This is a genomic window from Amphibacillus jilinensis Y1 (genome assembly GCF_000306965.1).
GTDB classification, from domain to species: Bacteria; Bacillota; Bacilli; order Bacillales; family Amphibacillaceae; genus Amphibacillus_C; species Amphibacillus_C jilinensis.
This window is the reverse complement of record NZ_JH976439.1, coordinates 44774-66992: the sequence shown is the minus strand read 5'-3', so window position 1 is coordinate 66992 and position 22219 is coordinate 44774. Positions and strand designations below refer to the sequence as shown.

General features: G+C 37.9%; 21 protein-coding genes. 17 read left to right on the top strand and 4 right to left on the bottom strand.

Annotated elements, in window-relative coordinates:
* Positions 1–105: 105 nt before the first annotated feature.
* The 10 genes from B494_RS0114125 (at position 106) to deoC (ending at position 8402) form a co-directional block, all read left to right on the top strand.
* Positions 106–348: a hypothetical protein gene (locus B494_RS0114125; RefSeq protein ID WP_017473039.1), complete on the top strand. Its 243-nt coding sequence runs from the start codon at positions 106–108 to the stop codon at positions 346–348.
* 15 nt (positions 349–363) lie between these two features.
* Complete coding sequence (solA, locus tag B494_RS0114120) at positions 364–1518, top strand: N-methyl-L-tryptophan oxidase (protein WP_017473038.1); 1155 nt, start codon at positions 364–366, stop codon at positions 1516–1518.
* A gap of 519 nt (positions 1519–2037) precedes the next feature.
* Positions 2038–2550, top strand: a complete 513-nt coding sequence (locus tag B494_RS0114110; RefSeq protein WP_017473036.1) for a GNAT family N-acetyltransferase — start codon at positions 2038–2040, stop codon at positions 2548–2550.
* 122 nt (positions 2551–2672) lie between these two features.
* A complete protein-coding gene (locus B494_RS0114105; RefSeq protein WP_017473035.1) occupies positions 2673–3398 on the top strand; it encodes a GntR family transcriptional regulator in 726 nt (241 codons plus the stop codon).
* A gap of 387 nt (positions 3399–3785) precedes the next feature.
* Positions 3786–5090, top strand: a complete 1305-nt coding sequence (locus B494_RS0114100) for a pyrimidine-nucleoside phosphorylase (RefSeq protein ID WP_017473034.1) — start codon at positions 3786–3788, stop codon at positions 5088–5090.
* 18 nt (positions 5091–5108) lie between these two features.
* Positions 5109–5276, top strand: a complete 168-nt coding sequence (locus tag B494_RS19480) for a XapX domain-containing protein (RefSeq protein ID WP_017473033.1) — start codon at positions 5109–5111, stop codon at positions 5274–5276.
* 22 nt (positions 5277–5298) lie between these two features.
* Positions 5299–6492: a phosphopentomutase gene (gene deoB, locus B494_RS0114090; protein ID WP_017473032.1), complete on the top strand. Its 1194-nt coding sequence runs from the start codon at positions 5299–5301 to the stop codon at positions 6490–6492.
* Positions 6489–7307, top strand: a complete 819-nt coding sequence (locus B494_RS0114085; RefSeq protein WP_017473031.1) for a purine-nucleoside phosphorylase — start codon at positions 6489–6491, stop codon at positions 7305–7307. The genes deoB and B494_RS0114085 overlap by 4 nt, the downstream gene beginning before the upstream one ends.
* A gap of 12 nt (positions 7308–7319) precedes the next feature.
* Positions 7320–7724, top strand: coding sequence for a cytidine deaminase (cdd, locus tag B494_RS0114080; RefSeq protein ID WP_017473030.1), 405 nt, complete (start codon positions 7320–7322; stop codon positions 7722–7724).
* A gap of 6 nt (positions 7725–7730) precedes the next feature.
* Positions 7731–8402 (top strand): deoxyribose-phosphate aldolase, encoded by a 672-nt coding sequence (gene deoC / locus B494_RS0114075; RefSeq protein WP_017473029.1) that lies wholly within the window; start codon positions 7731–7733, stop codon positions 8400–8402.
* Positions 8403–8653: 251 nt separating this feature from the next.
* Here the strand turns inward: deoC and rarD are convergent, their stop codons facing one another.
* Positions 8654–9568 carry an EamA family transporter RarD gene (gene rarD / locus B494_RS0114070; protein WP_017473028.1) on the bottom strand — a complete coding sequence of 305 codons (915 nt, stop codon included), beginning with the start codon at positions 9566–9568 and terminating at the stop codon, positions 8654–8656.
* Positions 9569–9667: 99 nt separating this feature from the next.
* Entirely contained in the window at positions 9668–11233 is a 1566-nt protein-coding gene (locus B494_RS0114065; protein ID WP_017473027.1) for a SulP family inorganic anion transporter, read from the bottom strand.
* Positions 11234–11550: 317 nt separating this feature from the next.
* Here B494_RS0114065 and B494_RS0114060 point away from each other — a divergent pair, with 317 nt between their 5' ends.
* The 4 genes from B494_RS0114060 to B494_RS0114045 all read left to right on the top strand — a co-directional run bounded on the left by B494_RS0114060 (position 11551) and on the right by B494_RS0114045 (position 14296).
* Positions 11551–12345, top strand: coding sequence for a YusW family protein (locus B494_RS0114060; protein ID WP_017473026.1), 795 nt, complete (start codon positions 11551–11553; stop codon positions 12343–12345).
* A 13-nt stretch (positions 12346–12358) separates the two neighbouring features.
* Positions 12359–12997 carry an endonuclease III domain-containing protein gene (locus B494_RS0114055; RefSeq protein ID WP_026065264.1) on the top strand — a complete coding sequence of 213 codons (639 nt, stop codon included), beginning with the start codon at positions 12359–12361 and terminating at the stop codon, positions 12995–12997.
* Positions 12998–13044: 47 nt separating this feature from the next.
* Positions 13045–13470: a FosM family fosfomycin resistance protein gene (gene fosM / locus B494_RS0114050; protein WP_017473024.1), complete on the top strand. Its 426-nt coding sequence runs from the start codon at positions 13045–13047 to the stop codon at positions 13468–13470.
* A 277-nt stretch (positions 13471–13747) separates the two neighbouring features.
* Positions 13748–14296: a DUF6944 family repetitive protein gene (locus B494_RS0114045; RefSeq protein WP_017473023.1), complete on the top strand. Its 549-nt coding sequence runs from the start codon at positions 13748–13750 to the stop codon at positions 14294–14296.
* 56 nt (positions 14297–14352) lie between these two features.
* On the opposite strand, the gene B494_RS0114040 is transcribed toward B494_RS0114045, so the two are convergent.
* Complete coding sequence (locus tag B494_RS0114040) at positions 14353–15144, bottom strand: Nif3-like dinuclear metal center hexameric protein (protein ID WP_017473022.1); 792 nt, start codon at positions 15142–15144, stop codon at positions 14353–14355.
* A 279-nt stretch (positions 15145–15423) separates the two neighbouring features.
* Here B494_RS0114040 and B494_RS0114035 point away from each other — a divergent pair, with 279 nt between their 5' ends.
* The 3 genes from B494_RS0114035 (at position 15424) to B494_RS0114025 (ending at position 20035) form a co-directional block, all read left to right on the top strand.
* The gene (locus B494_RS0114035) at positions 15424–16062 is read left to right on the top strand and encodes a pentapeptide repeat-containing protein (RefSeq protein WP_017473021.1); all 639 of its coding nucleotides are present in this window, start codon (positions 15424–15426) and stop codon (positions 16060–16062) included.
* Between the two features lie 633 nt (positions 16063–16695).
* Positions 16696–18240, top strand: coding sequence for a response regulator transcription factor (locus B494_RS0114030; protein WP_017473020.1), 1545 nt, complete (start codon positions 16696–16698; stop codon positions 18238–18240).
* Between the two features lie 244 nt (positions 18241–18484).
* Complete coding sequence (locus B494_RS0114025; RefSeq protein ID WP_017473019.1) at positions 18485–20035, top strand: glycoside hydrolase family 43 protein; 1551 nt, start codon at positions 18485–18487, stop codon at positions 20033–20035.
* A 363-nt stretch (positions 20036–20398) separates the two neighbouring features.
* Here the strand turns inward: B494_RS0114025 and xynC are convergent, their stop codons facing one another.
* Positions 20399–21676, bottom strand: a complete 1278-nt coding sequence (xynC, locus tag B494_RS0114020) for a glucuronoarabinoxylan endo-1,4-beta-xylanase XynC (RefSeq protein ID WP_017473018.1) — start codon at positions 21674–21676, stop codon at positions 20399–20401.
* Between the last annotated feature and the right edge of the window lie 543 nt (positions 21677–22219).

The following is a 22219-nucleotide window of genomic DNA, read 5'->3' as shown; positions in this document are numbered from 1 at the left end:
AAAATTGTTTTACATGCAGCAGTTACATATTGCAGCTAGTGTTATAATGGAAATAAAATAGAATACTGTGGAACGCCATGTTAAAAGCTATGGAAGGATGATAAGATGGGGTTATTCCGCTATTTGTTTTCAAAGTTTAAACATGAAGTTTTTACTACATTTGATGAAGCAAGTTATTTTCGAAGCGTTAGCGGCTTGCAAGCACAGGGCATAGTTTATCAAATAGATATAAAAAGACAAGTGAATGCGCGCGCTTTTGTTGGCTCATCACCTACACAATATTTAATCTATGTCCAAGCCAAGGATAAACAGCGGGCATTACAAGCGATTGCTGACTCAAGGAGATAAAGGGGGGAAAGCGAGATGAAGTATGATGTCACTGTTATTGGAGCAGGCACAATAGGTTTAGCAACAGGCTATTATTTAGCAAAACAAGGAGCGACGGTGTTGATGATTGATGCCTATGATCCACCGCATCAACAAGGGAGCCACGGAGGGGAGACCCGTCTGATACGCCATGCTTATGGAGAAGGAAGAGCTTATACACCGTTAGCTTTAAGGTCGCAAGCTCTCTGGAATCAACTGCAGATCGAAAGTGAAGTCCCTCTCTTTAAAAAAACAGGCATTTTAAGTTTTGCTAAGGAAAACTCTACGTTTATAAATGAAATAAAACAAAGTGCTAGCCACTATCAATTACCGTTGACGATGTATGATCACAATGAACTTAAGTATAACTTCCCCAGTGTACATTTAGCGGATAAAGCAACGCAAATCGGGTGCTTTGAATCGGAGTCGGGTGTGTTGTTTGTCGATCAGTGCATGAAAACCTATCGTCGCTTAGCTCAAGCAGAAGGAGCAGATCTTATTGTTAATCAACCCGTGACAGACCTTGTTATAGATCAAGATGATGTCCACGTTATCACACAAGCACAACAGTATACAAGCCAACAAGTAGTCATTGCTACCGGGGCTTGGCAGGCTCAATGGTTTGATCAACTAAACTTAGCTATTCCATTAACACCGAAACGACAAGTGATTGGTTGGTTTGATGCAGATCCTGATTTGTTTGATGCTAGTGTTTTTCCTGGATTCACAGCCGAAACAGATGAAGGGTTATTTTATGGCTTCCCTAGCATGGATGGAAGTGGTGTTAAGCTAGGTCGCCATGATTATGGTATGCCAGTTGATCCCAATCAATTTGAGCGAGATTTTCGTTATTATCCTGAAGACGAACACATATTAAGGTCATTTCTAGAAAAATGGATGCCGAAAGCAGCAGGGAAGCTTAAGAAAGGTAAGACTTGTTTATACACGATGACAACCGATGAAGATTTCATTATTGATCAACACCCTCATCATAAACAAGTTTGGCTAGCGGCTGGCTTTTCAGGTCATGGCTTTAAATTTGCTAGTGGCATTGGTGAAAGTTTAGCAGATCGTATTATGCAACGTGAAAGTACGGTTGATCTGACGATGTTCGGATTCGATCGGTTTGACAAGGTGATTTGCAATGATTGAAGTGGTTAGAGCGACAGAAGTGGATATCTCAGGAATTATTAATGTTTGTCGAATAGCTTACTGGAATACCTACTGAACGACACATTCAAAGGCTTATATTAATAGAGTCATTGAGACTTTTTATCATCGAGAGCGCGTATGGCGCGAGGTAACGGAGACAAGTCGCTCTTGGGGAGGTTACTTTGTGGCATTAGATCATGATCAAGTAGTCGGTGCTGGGGGCGGTGGTATGACAGATTGCCAAATGAGTGAGTTGTTTGTATTATATATTGCCCCCTCGCGACGAAATTAAGGGATAGGAACACAGTTATTAGATGCGATCACTACCTAACAGAAGCAACAAGGTGCGAGAAAGCAATGGGTTTCTGTGCAAAAAGGTAATATGGAAGCCATTCCTTTTTATCAAGCTAAAGGCTTTATCTTCAGTCATGAACAATCTAGCTATGGAAATAGTGAAACGGAATCATACATTTCATTAAGGCTTTACCGAAATCTATTAAGATAAGTGAGGAAAATTACATGAATATCAGATTAGAAAAATTAAATCAACGTGACTTTGAAGCCCTTTTTAAGTTCGAACAAGAAAATAAAGTATTCTTTGAGAAGATGGTTCCGCCTCGCCCGGATAATTATTTTGTATATGAGCAATTTAAGAAAAATAATCAAGCATTATTAGCAGAACAAGAAACTGGGAAGTCATACTTTTTCCTAATTAAAGATCAGTCGTCAGTTATACATGGCCGTCTTAATATAGTAGATATTGATATTGAAACACAGACGGGTGATTTAGGCTATCGAATCGGTGGAAATAGTGTAGGTAAAGGATTGGCCAGTCAAGCAGTCGCCCTATTGCTCGAACGTATCGACCAATTGCCGGTTACTCGATTAGAGGCAAAAACAACTTCTCATAATTTAGCATCACAACGTGTATTAGAGAAGAACGCTTTTACTTATCAAGGAGCAGATACTAATCGTTTTGAAATGAACGGAGAATGGGTTAACTTCGTTTACTATACGTGGTCTAAAGCTTAGTATTAGGCTTGCTTACGTTAACGCACAGTATAGATAAAACATGACAGTCTACGATCAGGTCAGATGTGAAATGAAGAAAAATGATAAACGTATGAAAATGTGTGTATAAAGGAAGGATTAGATTGGAATACAATTATCAAACACCACGTTATTTGTTGGTTATTGAACAGGTAAAAGAAAAAATTACTAAAGGTGAGTTAGAACCTGGAGAACGTTTGCCTTCAGAAATGGAATTGGCTAAACAATTACATGTATCTAGAAATACATTAAGAGAGGCTTTACGCATTTTAGAGGAAGAGGGCATTATATTAAGAAAACATGGTATAGGCACATTTGTTAACAAAAAGCCTGTTTTCTCTGGTGGGCTAGAAGAATTATTTAGCATTACCGACATGATCAAACGTGAAGGTAAACAACCAGAAACCGAATGGCGCTTTACCGGTTACACTGATGCTCATAGTGAAGATCAGTTAGAACTTCATTTAGAGAAAGGCGAACCCGTTTATTTAGTTAAACGTGTGCGAAAAGCAGATGGTGTACCTCTTGTTTATTGTATTGACAAAATTCCAGCTAAGTTATTAAAGGGAATAAACCAGTTAACTGATGAATCGATGCTACGGGCGCTCGAAACAGAGGCAAATATCACCATTAGCTATGCACAAGCAGCTATTAAAACGATTGGTTATCATGAAGAAATTTCAAAAATCTTATCTTGTGATCTTGATGTTCCATTATTGATATTGAAACAAACACATTATGATGCCAATGATCAACCTGTCTTATATTCACTAAATTTCTTTAGATCAGATCAAGTTAGTTTTAATGTGTTTAGAAAACGCACCTTTTAATGATTTGGATTTGTAAAATTCTTTCTTAATTGACGGGGTCGTCCTCTGATCATTATACTAATAAGAGTAGCTTAATTGTTGCAAACGAGAAATACAAAGACGTTCTAAAGGTTAGGGAAGTTTAAAAATGCAGAAGGTCAAGTGATAAAGAACCTGCAGTTGCCTATTTTATCACAGATAAATTGCCCATAAAACGCTCACTGATTGAAGGTTCGTTTTATCTAAATGATTTTAAATAAGTTGTTGGACGTCCTACCTTTAATTAATGAGTGAATATGCTCACTTGGTTATACTATATGAAGAGCAGGTGTAGATGTCTGGGTGTTATCGCATTAATTAAGTAGTGGTTTACATAAATATTAAGGCATAGAGAAAGGAAGTGAATCGATGAGAATGGTAGATCTTATTGCAAAAAAGCGTGACGATAAGGCCTTATCTAAACGGGAAATAGATTTTATGATCAAAGGTTATACCGATGGTGATATTCCAGATTACCAAATGTCGGCGATGGCAATGGCCATATATTTTCAAGATATGACAACGGAAGAATGTGTGCATTTAACAAAGGCGATGGTTGCGTCCGGCGACCAAATCGATTTATCAGACATTGAAGGGGTTAAAGTCGATAAACATAGTACCGGTGGTGTTGGTGATACCACAACGCTTATTTTAGCGCCACTCGTTGCTACCATAGGTGTGCCAGTTGCTAAAATGTCAGGTCGAGGTTTGGGTCATACCGGTGGGACCATAGATAAGCTTGAAGCAATTGACGGTTTTCAAGTTGAATTAGCTAGTGATACATTTAATAAATTAGTGAATCAAAATAAAATTGCTGTTGTCGGTCAGAGCGGGAATTTAACGCCTGCTGATAAAAAATTGTATGCTTTACGTGATGTTACAGCTACCGTTAATTCAATTCCATTAATAGCAAGTTCGATTATGAGTAAAAAAATAGCCTCAGGCGCTGATGCAATTGTCTTAGATGTGAAAACAGGATCTGGTGCGTTTATGAAAGACTTGGCTGGAGCGAAAGAGCTTGCTCAAGCGATGGTGGCCATTGGGGATGGGGCAGGTCGAGAAACAATTGCTGTCATTTCAGATATGAGCCAGCCATTAGGTTTTGCTATTGGGAATGCCCTAGAAGTCAAGGAAGCCATTGATACATTAAATGGGCGGGGTCCGGAAGATTTAACAGAGCTCTGTTTGACACTAGGTAGTCATATGGTCTATTTAGCTAAACAAGCGTCATCCATTGAAGAAGCCAGACAAAAGCTTGAGTCGGCTATTGAAAATGGACAAGCGATTGAAAAGTTTAAAGCATTTATTGCTTCGCAAGGTGGGGACGATTCAGTCGTTGCTGATCCTGATCGATTACCGCAGGCTGCTTATCAAATCGATGTTGTAGCTCGTCAGGGAGGCTATATTTCCGCAATGGTTGCTGATGAGCTCGGTATCGCTGCTAGCATGCTTGGAGCTGGGCGGATGACAAAGGCGTCAGAAATTGATTTAGCCGTTGGGATTGTTTTAAAGAAGAAAGTCGGTGACCGGGTTGAAAGCGGTGATACCATTGCCGTCATTCACAGTAATCAGCAAGATGTCAGTGAGGTTAAAAATAAAGTTGAACAAGCTTATACCTTTTCAGCGGAAAAGCCGTCACCGTATCAATTGATTTATGATATTATTACTGAATAAGAATTTAGGAGAGAAACGATGAGAGAAGTATTTTTAGCACTATTAGCAGGGATAATGGTTGGTATTTTGTTTAAATTTTTAAAGTTGCCATTGCCAGCACCCCCTGTCTTTTCTGCTGTTGTTGGCGTCTTTGGCGTTTATTTAGGTGGCGTTATTGCAGAACATATTCGGGTGTTTTTTAGTTGAATAACAACAAGGAGGAATCAACATGTCAGGGATATTTAAACGAATCTTTTTAGTTGTATTAGATTCAGTTGGAATTGGAGAAGCTCCAGATGCAGCTGATTTTAATGATGTTGGTGCAGATACATTAGGGCACATTGCCGAGCATATGGGTGGATTAAACATGCCGACGATGGGGAAGTTGGGTTTAAGCCATATTAGAGAAATTAAAGGGATAGAAAAAGTAGATACTCCAATAGCGCATTATACAAAGATGGAGGAAGCCTCAAATGGAAAAGATACAATGACTGGACATTGGGAAATAATGGGTCTTCACATTGATCAACCGTTTCAAACATTTCCAGATGGCTTTCCAGATGATCTATTAGCTGAAATTAAAGTGCGAACGGGACGAGAAATCATTGGTAATAAACCGGCTTCAGGGACTGAAATTCTTGATGAGCTTGGTGCAGAACATATGCGTACTGGTGCATTGATTGTTTATACTTCTGCTGATTCAGTCTTACAGATTGCAGCACATGAAGACATTGTACCCGTTGATGAGCTATACCAAATTTGTCAAACGGCGCGTGAGTTAACGATGAATGACAAATATATGATTGGACGAATTATTGCACGCCCTTTTATTGGTAAGCCAGGTGCATTTGAGCGTACGGCTAATCGACATGATTATGCATTAAAGCCTTTTGGGCGTACAGTTATGAATGCGTTAAAAGATCAAGGGTTGGATGTCGTTGCCTTAGGTAAGATATCAGATATTTATGATGGCGAAGGGGTAACAGAATCGATTCGTACAGTGAGTAACGATGATGGAATGGAAAAATTCATTCAATCCATCGATAAAGATTTTCATGGATTGAACTTTTTGAACCTTGTTGATTTTGATGCAAAGTATGGTCACCGCCGGGATCCGCAAGGCTATGGAGAAGCGTTAGAAACATTTGATCAACGCTTGCCTGAAGTTCTAGACAAGTTACGTCAAGATGATTTATTAATCATTACAGCTGACCATGGTAATGATCCTGTCCACCATGGAACGGATCATACGCGTGAATATGTCCCATTACTCGTTCATCATACAGGTATTAAATGTGGACAAGCACTGCCTATTCGCAAAACATTTGCTGATATTGGTGCTACCATTGCTGATAATTTTGGCGTTAAAATGCCTGAATTCGGTGAAAGTTTTCTTGGAAATATTAAGGGGGATCGATCATGAAATCAAAACAATTACAAGATGCAACGCGATTTATTACAGACCGATTATCTCAAACGCCTAAAATTGGGTTAATCCTTGGCTCAGGTCTAGGTGAATTAGCTAACGAAATTGAATCACCCATTAACATTAAATATGAGGAGATTCCTGGATTCCCTGTTTCTACGGTTGAAGGGCATGCAGGTCAATTGGTTATCGGCGATCTGAAAGGCGTATCTGTTATGGCTATGCAAGGACGTTTTCATTATTATGAGGGCTATGGCCTAGAGGCAGTGACTTTTCCTGTTCGTGTGATGAAGGCTTTAGGTGTTGAGCGTTTGATTGTCACGAATGCTGCCGGTGGTGTGAATCCTGATTTTGAACCCGGTGATTTAATGCTAATTACCGACCATATCAACAATACAGGTCAAAATCCATTGATAGGACCAAATGATAGTGAGCAAGGCGTGCGTTTCCCTGATATGTCTGCAGCTTATGATCGTCAGCTGCAACAGTTGGCAAAGCAAGTGGCAAAAACAATTGATTTGGATCTGAAAGAAGGGGTTTATGTTTGGAATACCGGTCCATGCTATGAAACGCCAGCAGAAATTAATATGCTTCAAGCTATGGGTGGTGATGCAGTTGGCATGTCAACCGTTCCAGAAGTTATTGTAGCGCGTCATGCTGGAATTGAAGTGTTAGGCATCTCCTGTATCTCAAATATGGCAGCTGGCATTTTGGATCAGCCATTAAACCATCAGGAAGTCATTGAAACGACAGAAAAAGTAAGAGAGGATTTTCTTGATTTTGTAAAGGCTATTCTAGACGAATTAGCATAATAGAAGGCGGGGATGACAGTGAAACAAATGATTGCTGAGGCCATTGAAGCACGTAAAAAAGCATATACACCTTATTCGAAATTTAAAGTAGGTGCTGCTTTACGAACAAAAAGTGGGAAGGTCTATCATGGATGTAATATTGAAAATGCGGCTTACTCGATGTGCAACTGTGCTGAGCGAACCGCTTTGTTTAGTGCACTTGCTCAAGGTGAGCGGACATTTGACTTATTAGTGGTTGTAGCAGATACGGATCGACCCGTTTCACCTTGTGGGGCTTGTCGGCAAGTAATTAGTGAGCTCTGCGAACAGGATATGCCAGTTGTATTAACGAATTTAAAAGGTGAGGTGTTAGACACAACAGTGTCTGGCCTTTTACCTGGTGCTTTTTTAGCTAGTGATTTAAAAGAGGAGGAATGAGTTTTTATGGATAAAAAAATGGCAAACATGATTGACCACACCGCTTTAAAAGCTGATACGACGAAAGATCAGATTGAAAAACTGTGTGATGAAGCAAAGCAATATGATTTTTTCTCCGTTTGTGTCAACCCGACTTGGGTTAAATTTGCAGCAAATAGGTTAGCGGAAACAGAGGTGGCGGTTTGTACCGTTATTGGATTTCCATTAGGCGCTTCCACTTCTGCTACCAAAGCATATGAAACAAAAAATGCAATTGACCATGGGGCGACGGAAGTAGATATGGTCATTAATATTGGTGCTTTAAAAGATCGAGACTTTAAGCTAGTAGAATCAGATATTCGAGCTGTTGTTGAGGCAGCTGAGAAAAAAGCACTTGTTAAAGTCATTATTGAAACGAGCTTACTGACAGATGAAGAGAAAGTGAAGGCATGTGAGCTAGCTGTATCAGCAGGTGCTGATTATGTAAAAACGTCAACAGGATTTTCTACAGGGGGCGCTACTGTTGAAGATATCAGCTTAATGAGAAAAACAGTCGGACCAGATATTGGTGTAAAAGCTTCAGGCGGCGTACGTGATCAGAAAATGGCCAAAGCGGTGGTTGAGGCAGGTGCAACGCGAATTGGTGCAAGTGCAGGAATTGCTATTGTCAGCGGTGGATATTCAGATGCAGATTATTAAAATATAAAATGAGCATTCCTAGAGGAGGTTTTCATTCTCCTCCCACCGATAAGGAACACAAGATAACGTCTTCGCGTCCTGCGAAAACGCTTGTGTGACCATGGCCCGAGTGAATCAGGACAATAGCATTTGTTACCTGATGAGCTGTATTCTTATTTTTATGTGGGTGTTTTAGTAAAAGCTATCTGTGATAAAGTGAAAAAACTGTGTTAACCAAAAGGTTAACACAGTTTTTACTAAGCATTGTTTCATTAACTTGCTCTCAGGCGACTCTTTTTTAGTTGTCTGAATCTCATAAAACGTGATGTTGAATAGATCACCAGTGCCACCCAAATAGCTAAAAAGGCAATCATATGTGCATATGTAAACGGCTCATTAAATAAAAAGACACCGATTAATAGCATAAAGGTTGGTGCAATGTATTGTAAGAAACCAATCATTGAAAGTGGAATTCGCTTAGCACCAGTAGCAAAAAGCAGTAATGGTATAGCTGTTACGACACCCGCACCCATTAATAATAGCGCCATCTGAAAGGATGATTGCATCGTTGTTAAAGAATCCCCCTCGATTAGTAGGTAGACAAGCGCAACCGGGAGTGCAATTAATGTTTCAAGTGTTAAACCACTCATGGTTGAAATATCAATTGTCTTTTTTATTAGACCATATAAAGCAAAAGTTAATGCAAGAACTAACGAAATCCAAGGAAAGACACCGTAATAAAAGGTTAGAAACAGAACACCAAAGCCAGCAAGGACAACGGATAAAATCTCGACTTTAGCTAATGATTCCTTCAAAACAACTACACCTAGCAAAATACTTATTAATGGATTAATATAATAGCCTAAGCTCGCTTGAATCACGTAGTTGCTATTTACTGCCCAAATGAAAATGAGCCAATTTCCGCTAATAACAAGAGACGCAAGAATCAGTCCTGTCAGCTTTTTTCGATCTTTAAAAATCAGTCGAGCTTCTGTTAAAAAACGTTTGGTGCTCTTTGATAGGAAAATGATTAATAACATAAATACAAAAGACCAAACGATGCGATGACCAAGTAGGGCACCCGCAGAGATTCCTCCAACAGCCTTCCAATATAGAGGTAAAAATCCCCAAATTAAATATGCTCCAGCAGCAGCGAAACTACCAATTTTTATTTGTTTCTCATCCATAAGACATCCCACATTTCTCTATATAATAAGAATTAGTTTACGCTTAGTTATCAAATTGTGCAACAAAAAGGCGCATTTCTGAGAAAATGCGCCTTTTTATTATACATATCGATGTTTTGATTGAATAGATTGTGAATGATCAATTTTCACGGAAGTAATGGTTTTAGCATTTCTAAACAAGCGCTGGCAATCATCACTCAATCGAATGAGTGTTACGGATTTTCCAGCTTGTTCGTAACGAGATGCAATTGAATTAATTGCATCTATAGCTGAGTGATCCATTACCTTTGCATATTTAAAATCAATAACAATTTGGTTTGGATCGTCGTTAACATTAAATAAATCTTTAAAATTTAGGACGGAACCAAAAAATATTGAACCATTTACTTTATAAATTCTTGTTCCATCGGGTTCATTTTCAATATTGACATAAATAACTTTTCCTTTTTCCCAAGCAAACATTAATGCTGATAAGATAACACCAATAATAACAGCTGATGCTAGGTTTACAACAACAGTGATAACAGTTACGGCTATGACGACGACCATATCTTGAAGGGGAATTTTCCCGCCATATTTTAAGCTTTCCCATTCAAAGGTACCAACAACAACCATGAACATAACACCGACTAAGCCTGCGAGTGGAATGATATTAACAAAACTAGATCCGAACATCAAGAAGATCAGTAATGTAACAGGTGCAACAATTGCAGATATACGGGTGCGCCCACCAGATTTAACGTTAATAATTGATTGACCAATCATTGCGTCACCGCCCATACCACCAAAGAACCCATTTACGGTATTAGCTAAACCTTGTGCGACACATTCTTTGTTTGTTCGACCGCGGGTATCTGTCATTTCATCAATGACTTGAAGGGTTAAGACTGCTTCGGTTAAACCAACTAATGCACCAACTAATGCGTAGGGTGCAATGATACGCACAGTTTCAAAATTCAAAGGTACTTGAGGAAGATAAAAGTGAGGTAATCCTCCACTTAGTTCCATTCCTGCAAAGTCTTGCACGGTTTGCAGATGATAGCCTGTTCGACTTAAAATAATAGATATAATCGTTAAAGTAATAATAGCAACTAAACTTGCAGGGACTGCCTTTGTTAATTTAGGGACGATATAGATGATAAGCATAGTCAATCCGACAAACAGTAACATGATTAATAAATCAGTTTGAGGTAGCCAAACGCGTTCAATTGTTTCAACGCCATTAACGGTGGTCACTTGATTAATCTTGAATTGGTCCCATTGCGCTAAGAAGATAACAATTGATAATCCGTTTAGAAACCCCAACATGACCGGATAAGGAATGATCCTTGCGAACTTGCCGAGCTTAAGTACACCGATAGCGATTTGAATAATGCCCATAACGATGACTGTGGCAAATAGGTAGTCTAAACCATGTTGGGCAATAAGTGCGGCAAAAACAACAGCTATAGCAGCAGTAGAGGAGCTAATCATACCAGGTCGACCTGTAAAAATAGCGGCGATTAACCCAATCATAACAGCAGTTTGTATGCTTAATATCGGACTAACACCCGCAACAAAAGCAAATGCAACAGATTCTGGAATTAAGGCAAGTGCTACGGTAATGCCAGATAGAAATTCGTTTTTAATTAATGTTTTGTTTAATGACAGTTGTCGCCATTTCACGATAAAACCATCCCCTTCACAATTAAATTTCACGCATGAAAAAGTCCTGTCACGTGACAGGAATAAGAAACTTATCTGAAATTTCATCTTTTATGCAAGCGAGTTTTTTCTATTTATCATACACAGGGATTAACTATAGCAAATGTTACATGCAATTACAATATGGTTTAAAGATGTAACCTCTTACAGGATGTATTTAATCTTTACAAGGTAACAAACTTGAGCGTTTAGTCTTATTTTAAGTGTTTAAGGTGTTTTTTTATTTTAAATTAAGGTAATATTTAGACTAACGAATATGTTTGGAAAGGAGGAAAAGTATGAAGTTATTAGTTGTTGTCCCGATGATCATTCTACTTGTTGGTTGTAATGATCTTGGAGATACAAATGAGCCTATCGACCATGAAGATTCAGTTTCAACTGGGGAGGATAATGATCAACAAGGCCAGGAAGTAACAGCTAGTCAAGAGGAGTTAACAGTTGACGAATTTGAACTTACAATCAATGTTAGCGATGGTGATAACAAATATTATCAATATGACCGACATAATCAAGCGGAGAATCAAATAGTAGGAAATGAAGCCATAACGGGAGAAGCAGCCATTCAAGAAAGTGAAGAACTTTTAGTAGATCTGTCGCTTTCACCAGATCATTCATTAAGCAAAATTCAAAATACCATCTTAAATCACCTCGATCTAAATGAAAGTGATATTAAAGATCTAACTGTTGAGTTTGTTTTTAATAATGGAGAAGAAATCGAGTTTGAACATGTTTTATTAGACGACGCTGATATTGAGTATCCGAATATATTTATGTTTGAATTAGATATTGCTTTCGATAATGGAGATGAGCTTGACTATTATTTTGACGGCCTTGCTAATCAAGTAGGAGTAGGACAACGCGATGGAAGTGAATTAAGTGGAGATGATGCTCTTGCCGCAACGGAAATACTGTTAAATCAAATGAATGTTACCGCTGATCAATCGATTAATATGATTAAGCGTGATATTTTAGATATTATTGATATCGACGGGGATGAGGTTGTTAAGTTTGAGTTGGAGGTTGAATTTGAGACGAAGCAGTTTATTAAGATAAAGCATGAATTGAATGAATAGCATGGCTCATAAGATGGAAACAGTAATTCGAGTTGTATATAAACAATTATACCGAGCCTATGGTCGCCAACATTGGTGGCCAGCTAAAACAGCTTTTGAAGTGATGGTAGGAGCAATTCTGGTTCAAAATACGGCTTGGAAAAACGTTGAAAAAGCCATGCTACAGCTGGAGCCATACCTTGATCCGATTCAAATGTTTCATCTACCAGTTGAAAAATTAGAGCAGCTCATTCGTTCTAGTGGTTTTTTTCGCATCAAGGCTAGACGGTTACATGCCTTCTTAGCTTGGTTTGAAAACTATGATTTTAAAATGGAACAACTTCATCATCAAGATACGCTTCAATTGCGGAACCAACTGTTATCCATTAACGGGATCGGTCCAGAAACTGCCGATTCCATCTTACTTTATGCTTTGGATCGCCCTGTTTTTGTCATTGATGCTTACACAAGAAGAATCTTTAAACGATTAGGTTTTGACCTACCCAAAAAGTACCAAGATCTTCGCTATTTATTTGAAACGACATTAGTCAAAGATGTTCAACTTTATAATGAGTACCATGCGTTAATTGTTCAGCATGCCAAAGTACATTGCAAAGTGAAGCCGATTTGTCTGTCCTGTCCACTTTTAGACCACTGTGAGCAAAACGTTTAATCATAAGTTTATTTAGTTTTAAAAATCCAAAAAATGAGGTGTTTTTTTTGAAAATTAAAGGTATTAATCACTTACTTTTTTCTGTTTCTGATTTAAAGCGATCCATAACATTTTATCAAGATGTATTTGAGGCAACCTTGTTAGTTGAGGGAAGGAAAACGGCTTATTTTGACCTGGATGGGTTATGGCTTGCCTTAAATGAAGAAAAAGATATTCCGCGCCATGAGATTACCCAGTCATATACCCATATTGCCTTCACCGTTGCAGAAAGTGATTTTGATGATGTTCACAACCGTTTAAAACAACTAAACGTCAATATTTTGCCTGGTAGAGAGCGAGATCAGCGTGATAAACGTTCTGTTTATTTTACTGATCCGGATGGCCATAAGTTTGAGTTTCATACCGGGACATTACAGGATCGATTAGACTATTATCGAGAAGACAAACAACATATGACCTTTTATCATAGATAAGCACCCGAGCGTAGAGCAAATCTATTTAGGGAGATAACGGACGTTAATGTCTTGATCCACTCAACCTTCTATCAATTGGAAAAAGATTAAAATTTCCACTGATTGAAGGTTGGCTTTATGAGAACAAAATGGTGGTACGATCACTCGTAAAAGCAAGGGATATAAAGCCTTTTGTTAGCGATAAAGGCACTGTCAATTAAAATTTTAACGATATACATCCATTTCCAATCTGCTATGCATGAATATAATACAGAAGATCGATTGGAGGTGGATGTAAATGGTGGATAGGCAGAGTCAGGAGATTGTTCAAGCGGGAGCTTTAATTATTGCGTTAGGTACTAATATTAGTGCAGTTGCTGAATCAAGACAAGCGATGGGTATCGAAGCATATGGCGATTTGCTCGCAACGATTGGCGAAGGATTGCAAGCTGTCGGCGCATTTGTGATAGGAACCGTACCAGATGAGGGCATACTTTCCTTTTCGGGTAACTGGATTGATGGGATTGGTGCTGCAACGTCCTCCGTTGGTAGCTACTTAGCACTTACAAATACAGTAGATCGTGATCAAAGTGAACGTATTATTGTAATTGGTGATAGCTTTCAATCGATGGGGGCTTCAATGAGCGCATTGTCTGATTATGAAGCTGACAATGTAAATAGTGCGCGTGGAAATGTAACGCAAGCACTAGGGGCTGGTTTAGAAGCTATTGGCACACTGCTAATTATTAATGACAATCCAGAGAGTGGTCAGTTGATTGTTGCAATTGGTTCAACTTTGCAAGCCATTGGTGCTAATTATATAGCGAGACTGGAATGGGGCGAATAGCCCGTTTTTGATTAGGAATCATTCCTTAATTGATGGTGCGGCTGGGCATAGACAAGTCAAATCATTGATAAAGCGGTTTTGTTACGAATAAAGAAAACGGGCACTTCTTGAAAAGCTTCACTTAACTGCTGAGCAACTGCTCTCATCCCAGGTTCTTCACTTTCCATATGACCAATGACGATTAGCCCTCGATTTTCTCCGATATAACGAGCATCACGGATATATTCAGGTGTTTCCCATTCAGGTCCTTCTCCACAAATAACAAGGTCAAGGTTGTATTGGTTAATTAATGAAAGGGTTTGGTGACTTCCACCTCGATAGCCAACGAATAGACCAATACGTTGACAGGATTGGTTAAGGTCACCCGTATAACGAACGTGAGATAAATTGAGTTTATCCTTTAAATCAGTGATGACCTGGTAAAGTGATTGTTTCGGAAGTGATACAATACTGGATTCGGTTTTGTGTTCAATGATGTACGGCTGCCATTCCAGTTTGGTTATTAATCCATACGTTATCTGATCAGGTTCAATGCGATGAATATGATCATGTAAACGAAATATATTTAAATTTGTCTCTTTAATCCGTTGCTTTTTTGCTTGATAGACTTTGTCATGAATAGGTAGAGGATCGTCTAAATGCTTGTAAAATAGACCTTCATGACAAATTAATAAATTGGCATGTTGTTCAATCGTGCGTTCAATCGCTTCATATGTTGGCATAAAGGTGACTGCAATCCCGGTAATGGGGGTATTTTCATTACCGAACTTGAGTGTATCAACTGTATGGTGAATTGCTTCAGCAGGGGGAATTAAATAACTGATAATATCTTTGACAAGTAAAGTCATCTCTAGCTCCCTTTCTTGATTAATAAGTCGTTATATTTTTTAAAAAGATGATGAATCCATCATTTCATTTAGAACTATTGAAAAAAATTTACGTCGCCTATTATTGTACTAAAATGGTAATCAAATAGGGTAGCTAAAAATAAAGTTTTTATTTAATTAAATATAGATTAAGGAACAAATTCATATATTGGTGGTGAAAAATAGCGTCAATTCATATATAATCATAATGTTTATCACAGATAACCGTTAACCATCTACCTTATAAAAGGAGTGACAATAGTGGTGAAGCCATTGAATAAACCAAACGTGACAGCAGAAAAAGTAACGAATGATTTTAATACGATATATGACCGACATGACCCTTATATTGAGGCGATGATTATTGAGAACTGTACCATTTCGGTGCAGGATGCTGAGGCGATCGAGTTTGTTAATGTCCGTTTTCGTAATGTGCATTTTAAAGAAGCAAAGATAACAAAGATGTATTTACGAGATGTTGTTTTCGAAAAATGCGACTTGTCTAATGCCCACTTTGAAGAAGTAACGATGCATCGTGTTGCATTTTATCATTGTCAAATGACAGGTGTTATTATGGCTGATGGCCGATTCAATCATGTAGCACTAGAAAACTGTAATTTACAATTTGTTGGTATGGGCTTCTGTAATCAAAAATATACTAGTTATAATGAATGTATACTTAAACAGGCGGACTTATATGAAAATAGTTTGAAATATATGACGTTTGATAAATGTGAACTAACAGGAGTTAATTTTACCAACACTAGCTTGGCAGGGATTGATTTAAGTCGATCCTATTTTGATCAAATCACAGTCGGCATAGCAAACCTTAAGGGTTGCATTGTAAATGAAGAACAAGCAAAAATTCTTTCAACATTACTTGGTTTAATTGTTAAATAAATAGGATTCAAAAGATTAATATTGTAATAATATAGTAATCCCAACTCTTGACAAACCTTTGTTCAATCGTTATATTAAGTGTGTGGTTAAAATTTTTGTGTGACAGATAAGCGCCCGTAAAACACTTGTCATAAAATAGAGTGTATAGCAAATCTATTTAGACGGCAGCTATCAGATGCCTAATGGCGTGATCTACTCTACCCATCAGTGGGAAAAGTACGAAAACGGCTAATGATTGAAGGTTTGTTTTATTTGTCAACAGCGATACAGATAAGGAAGTTATGACAGATGTTGCTATCGACAAATGCTTAATAGCCATCGAACAATGTCATCTCTCAAAAAAAGAAAGACGCTTCAAACTCGGATAAACATTGGATTCGAGCCGCTAAATGTAAGAGTAAGTTTACAATCAACGCAAATCGTTTCTTCACCGTACGATAGTCAATATGCCCAGGTCAAAGTATCAAAAACATGGTAACTTCTTGTATATTAGGTAATTCACCTTTCTTAAGTATTCATTGTAATTTGCTTTATATCAGTTGACGAGGTCTAATGGTTATGTTTTCACAAGGATAATTGCGCTATTATTCTGCAATATATTGATAACGCTTACAAAGTGAGGGTGGTTTAATAATGAATCGTGTCGTTTTAGTAGATGACGAACATTTTGTAAGAAAAGGCATCATGACTCTTATTGATTGGGAGGCTATCGACTATGAAGTGGTAGGAGAAGCAAGTGATGGGGAAGATGCTCTGCAGCTTATTCTTGAAGAAAGACCTGACGTTGTTCTAACAGATATCCGGATGCCAGTATATGATGGTCTAGAGTTGATTCAGCAAATAAAGAAAAATGCTAAGACCCCTCCTAAATTCATTGTCATTAGTGGTTATAGTGACTTTGAGTATGCTCAACGCGCTGTCCGTTTAGGTGTTACCGACTTTCTTCTTAAGCCAATTGACAAGCAGGAATTAGAGGACACTTTTTCAAGTTTAACTGAAGTGATTGAAAAGGAACGTTTGGAAGAACAAGCCAATCAACGCTTTATTAATTATGGTATTTATCAACGTATCATTGTAGACGGTGAGGAGCCTAACCTTAATGATCTTGCTATCCTTACTGAAGATATTAATAAGGAATGCTGCTATTTAATTATTGATGTGCGAAACCAGATGATTACGGATATGATTGATGAAAAGATCAATCGAGCAATTGCTAACTTTGTCGGTGATCCCCACGTGTTTATTCACCCATTTGAGCGTGAAGGTTATGGTGTGATCTTACAAGAAAAACACCTTCCGCAAAATGTAAATGAAGTACCTTGGTTCTTATCCCGTCTTAAAGTATTTATTGAAAAGGAAATTGGTTTAAACATATTTTTATTTGCTGGAGTAGTAGATAGTGGGCTAAAGGGTGTGCGTTCTTCATACAAGACCGCTATGATTGCGAGTAATCGGAGATATTACAGGCGTGATGACACCCCATTGATGTATAATGATGAACTTGCACGTTGTCATATAGAGAATAAACAGCTCAATCATCAAATCATTGATAAATTGTTAGAGGAAATTGAAGAAAATAACATACAAGCAATAAAAAAACAAATTGAGCAATGGATTAAAGATATACAACACATTGCTGCACCGATTGATGCGATAAAAATGTTTCTTTTTCATCTAGAAAAAGAATTAGAAGTAACCATTCAACGCGTAGCTGAGCAAAACGAACCCCATAAACAAATCAACGGTTTAATTGAAATATTTAATGAGAAAAAAACATTAAATGAGCTTAAGGAAGCATTATTACACTACACATTGAAGGGAAGTAATCTTCTATGTACGCTTAGTAGAGAGAAGTATAATGGAGATATTTATAAGGTGAAACGTTATATTCATAAACATTTCACTGAACCGTTAACATTAAAGAAAATAGCTAATCAATTTTATATGAATCCTGTCTATTTAGGTCAATTATTCAAAAAGACCTATGGTGTCTACTTCAAAGATTATTTGTTAAAAGTCCGAATCGATAAAGCCAAACAAATTTTACGTCAAACCGATTTGCGTATTTATGAGGTAGCAGAAGAGGTGGGTTTTGGAAGCCCAGATTACTTTGTTACCCAATTTGAAAAGATGGAAGGGCGCACACCGTCCAAATATCGACAAAAGATTATCAACTAATAGAGTGCTTAACTTGTTCCGTGCTTACGTAAGTCTAACAAAAGCATTATTATTTTTATCACAGATAAGCGTCCGTAAGCTCCCGGATCAGAATAGAAAATAGATGTCCTGATTCACTCAACTACCAATCAGTGGGATAAGAACGAACCCCCCACTGATTGAAGGTTCGTTTTATCACAGATAACCGTCCGTAAAACGCCACTGATTGAAGGTTTGTTTTATAAGGATTAAAGGAGCAATTATAATGGTAGAACAAAGAAGTGTAAATGTAACTCCAAATTTTCAGAACCCAATTATTTGGGCTGATGTACCTGATCCGGATATAATTCGGGTCAATGATGTTTATTACATGTCAAGTACAACGATGCATATGAATCCGGGTGTACCTATAATGACTTCAACTGACCTTGTGAACTGGGAAATTGTAACGTACGTGTATGATATTTTAGAAGATGGAGACCAGCAAACATTAACTAACAAACAAGATGAGTATGGGAAAGGTTCATGGGCAAGTAGTTTACGCTATCATGATGGCGTTTTTTACTTAGCTGTTGCCTCGTTTAGTGCAGGAAAGACATATATATTTAAAACCAATAACATAGAAAAACATCAATGGGACAGATCAACTTTGGAAGGTGTCTATCATGATATGTCGTTACTCTTCGACGAAGGTCGAGTCTATATGACATATGGTGGTGGCGATATTAGAATTATTGAGTTAACAGCGGATGCTACCGCTATTAAAGAAGATGGATTAAGTAAAGTTTTGATTCCGAATGCGAGCCAGTTACTAGGAAGCAACTGTATTTTACCAGCTGAAGGGTCTCACTTTCAAAAGATTAATGGGATGTATTTTGTCTTTTTAATTATGATCCCTCAGGAAGGAGGCCGAACACAATTAATGTATCGGTCGAATCGAGTTGATGGTGAATACGAGGGACGTATTGCTTTATCCGATGCTGGCATTGCTCAAGGTGGATTAGTCGACACAGTAAATGGATCATGGTATGCGCTATTGTTTCAAGATCGAGGTGCGGTCGGACGTTGTCCTTGTCTAGTTGATATAACTTGGGAAGACGGTTGGCCCATTCATCATCTTTCAAAAGTGGTTTATACATGTGAGCAAAACGATGATTTCGGGATGCCTAATATTGTAGCCGCGGATCATTTTGATATTGTCATTCGTTCTAATAGTATTGATCGCATAAATCAAGACTATTTAAAAAGAGCATGGCAGTGGAATCACAATCCGGATCATCGTTTTTGGAACCTTTCAGATCGCCCTAGCTATCTAAGGCTAATTAATGGTCATATACGTGAGTCACTTCTTTATGCGAGGAATACCTTAACCCAACGGACATTTGGTCCGTTTTGTACAGGACAAGTAGCAGTGGAAATTGATAATATGAAAGATGGGGATGTTACGGGATTGGCTGCACTTCAGGAACATTACGGATTTGTTGGCATTAAGGTTTGCGATAAAACAAAATATTTAGTGATGGTAAGAGGAAATGCATCAGAAGAAAATGAAATTGAATCCATTCCTCTGACACAAGCTCGTATTTATTTAAGAATGGATTGTAAATTTGAAAATATGGTTGATCAAGCTTCGTTTTATTATAGTTTAGATCAGGAGCAATGGCATGGAATTGGAGATGTTCTTTACATGAAATACACTTTACCCAAACATTTTATGGGCTATCGATTTGCACTTTTTAATTACGCAACAAAAGAAGTCGGTGGGTATGTCGATTTTGATTATTTTAGTGTGAATAAATCGTGTGAAGTAAGGTGAAAGACTTAGGTATCTGACATGCAGCGCGTGAAATGATAAGAGAGCTTAAACCCTCGGCAGCCAATAAAGTGGTGCTGTGGGTTTAATTTTACATGCACGCATGTCTTCATGATATCAATAGAATACTAGCTCATTATGTATCTAAACATGCAACAATGGTTCCTTTCATCCTTAGTATTAAGGTTATGTTTACTAGTTACCACAGACCATCAGTAAAACGTCCTTCAAAATAGGGAACAGAGGTAAATCTATTTAGATGGTTAATAACGGATTCACTCAACTAACAATCAGTGGGCGAAGAACGAAAACGCCCACTGATTGAAGATTTATTTTATGCGAAAGCTCGAATTGGTACTAATATAACTAATTGCTAATATCTCCAACAAAAGTAGTTACGCTTTGAGCAGGTAAGTGTGCCCAAAAATTTCTTCCAGTCACATTAAGATTAGTTCCGGGTTGAAGATTACTACTTCCCGTAGTTATCCACCTAGACACATTTGATATACCGCCGTTATCAACGACGAAATTTTGATTTACCGGTGTAGTTCCTCTATTAATAGCTACAATAACCACTTTGCCATCACCTTTATATGCAGAGGTGTAAACGTTCGTATCTGGATTTTTTGTCGCATCAACCCTTACATATCCAGGGCGGACGAATTTAGAGAAGTGTGCCATTGAATAGCCGCGTTTGCTAATAGTACCGTCTTCCTTCATAGGTCCATATTGGCGACGAATATACCACCATATATAGGCCTGGAATTCTGCATCAACTAAATTATGGTGAATGTGATAGGCAACGTCCAAAGCTTCAGGCCAAAGATCGCCTGAATTATCATGACTGTTAGGGTAGTAAACTTCAGTCATCCATAGCTCTTTTCCTGCACCTTTTTCTTTAAATAAAGGGTAGCTGAAATCACTAAATCGTGTTCCGTAAGTGTGAGCGCCAAGAATATCTAAATTTGCAAGTGCTTGTGGATCGTTTAAAATGGGATCGGACATATTTTTTAAATACTGAAATGACTCCGGTGCAATGACTTTAGTGTTAATTGATCCCGCATTTTCCCTCATAAAACGTAGCATTTCTGCTGGTGTCCACCAAGTCCAATCATGCGCATAATCAGGTTCGTTTTGAACAGATATGGCATAGAGATCCACCCCATTATTTTTCATAAATGCAACAAAATCATTAAGGTGCTGTGCATAGGCATGATATTTGTCATATCTCAAACGTTTAGCATTTCGATCTCCATAACGATTAAAAGTTTCAATCATGTCACTTGGAGGATTCCATGGCGAAGCAATGACTAAAGCGCCATGTTCGATCGCTCGTCTAGCGGTTGCAACCTCTCTGTGCCAATTGTTTCTATTGGCGTCGACATAAATACGTAAAATAGAGAAGCCCAATTGATTATGGTTATTTCCAAAAGCGGTATCTCGTTGAGGACCGGTTAAATCACCAATCCAGCCCGGATGATTCATTCCCCCAAAACCACGAATCTCCTGACGCACTCCAGATAAATTAATGTTAACATCACTAGCCGCTAGTGTTTCCGAAGGTGTTAGACTGATTAACATGAGTGGGAGTAGAATGATACACGTTAATAATAAACGCTTACCTTTTTTAAAACGTAAACCCATCATTTTCATCTCCTTTTTAAATTGAATCGGCCGTTCCCTTCTGCACTTAAATTCATCTTTATATTAAATGAATCACCTCCTTTATAGAGTTAAAGTTTAAATGTGACACGTGTAACATTAGGGCGGTTTAAACTGGACGGTCCATTTTACCAGAGATAACGAAAGCTAATCACCTGGTTTACTCAACTATCAATTAGTAGACGAACAGCGAAAATACCCGCTGGTTTAGGGCTTGTTTTATCCATAAGGAAAGTTAAAAAATTAAACCATCCACTATAAGGAAAGTTAGAAATATGCGGATTTGGATGTTTAAGAAGTATCTTCTGCAAGGTAGTGGTTAGTATGCGCTTACATATATTAACTATTTAAAATCTTCTCCACAAATAACTTAAATCCTTTATTTATTTTTAATAAGTTTTATTTTTTTTGATTTGATAAAAGCTAAGCAAAGAATGGAGGAATCGAAGGGGGTTAAAGGTGTTGAGATTAATGGGGTAATATTTGAAGGCATTTCCTCATATGAATTTGTGCTAGAAATCCATT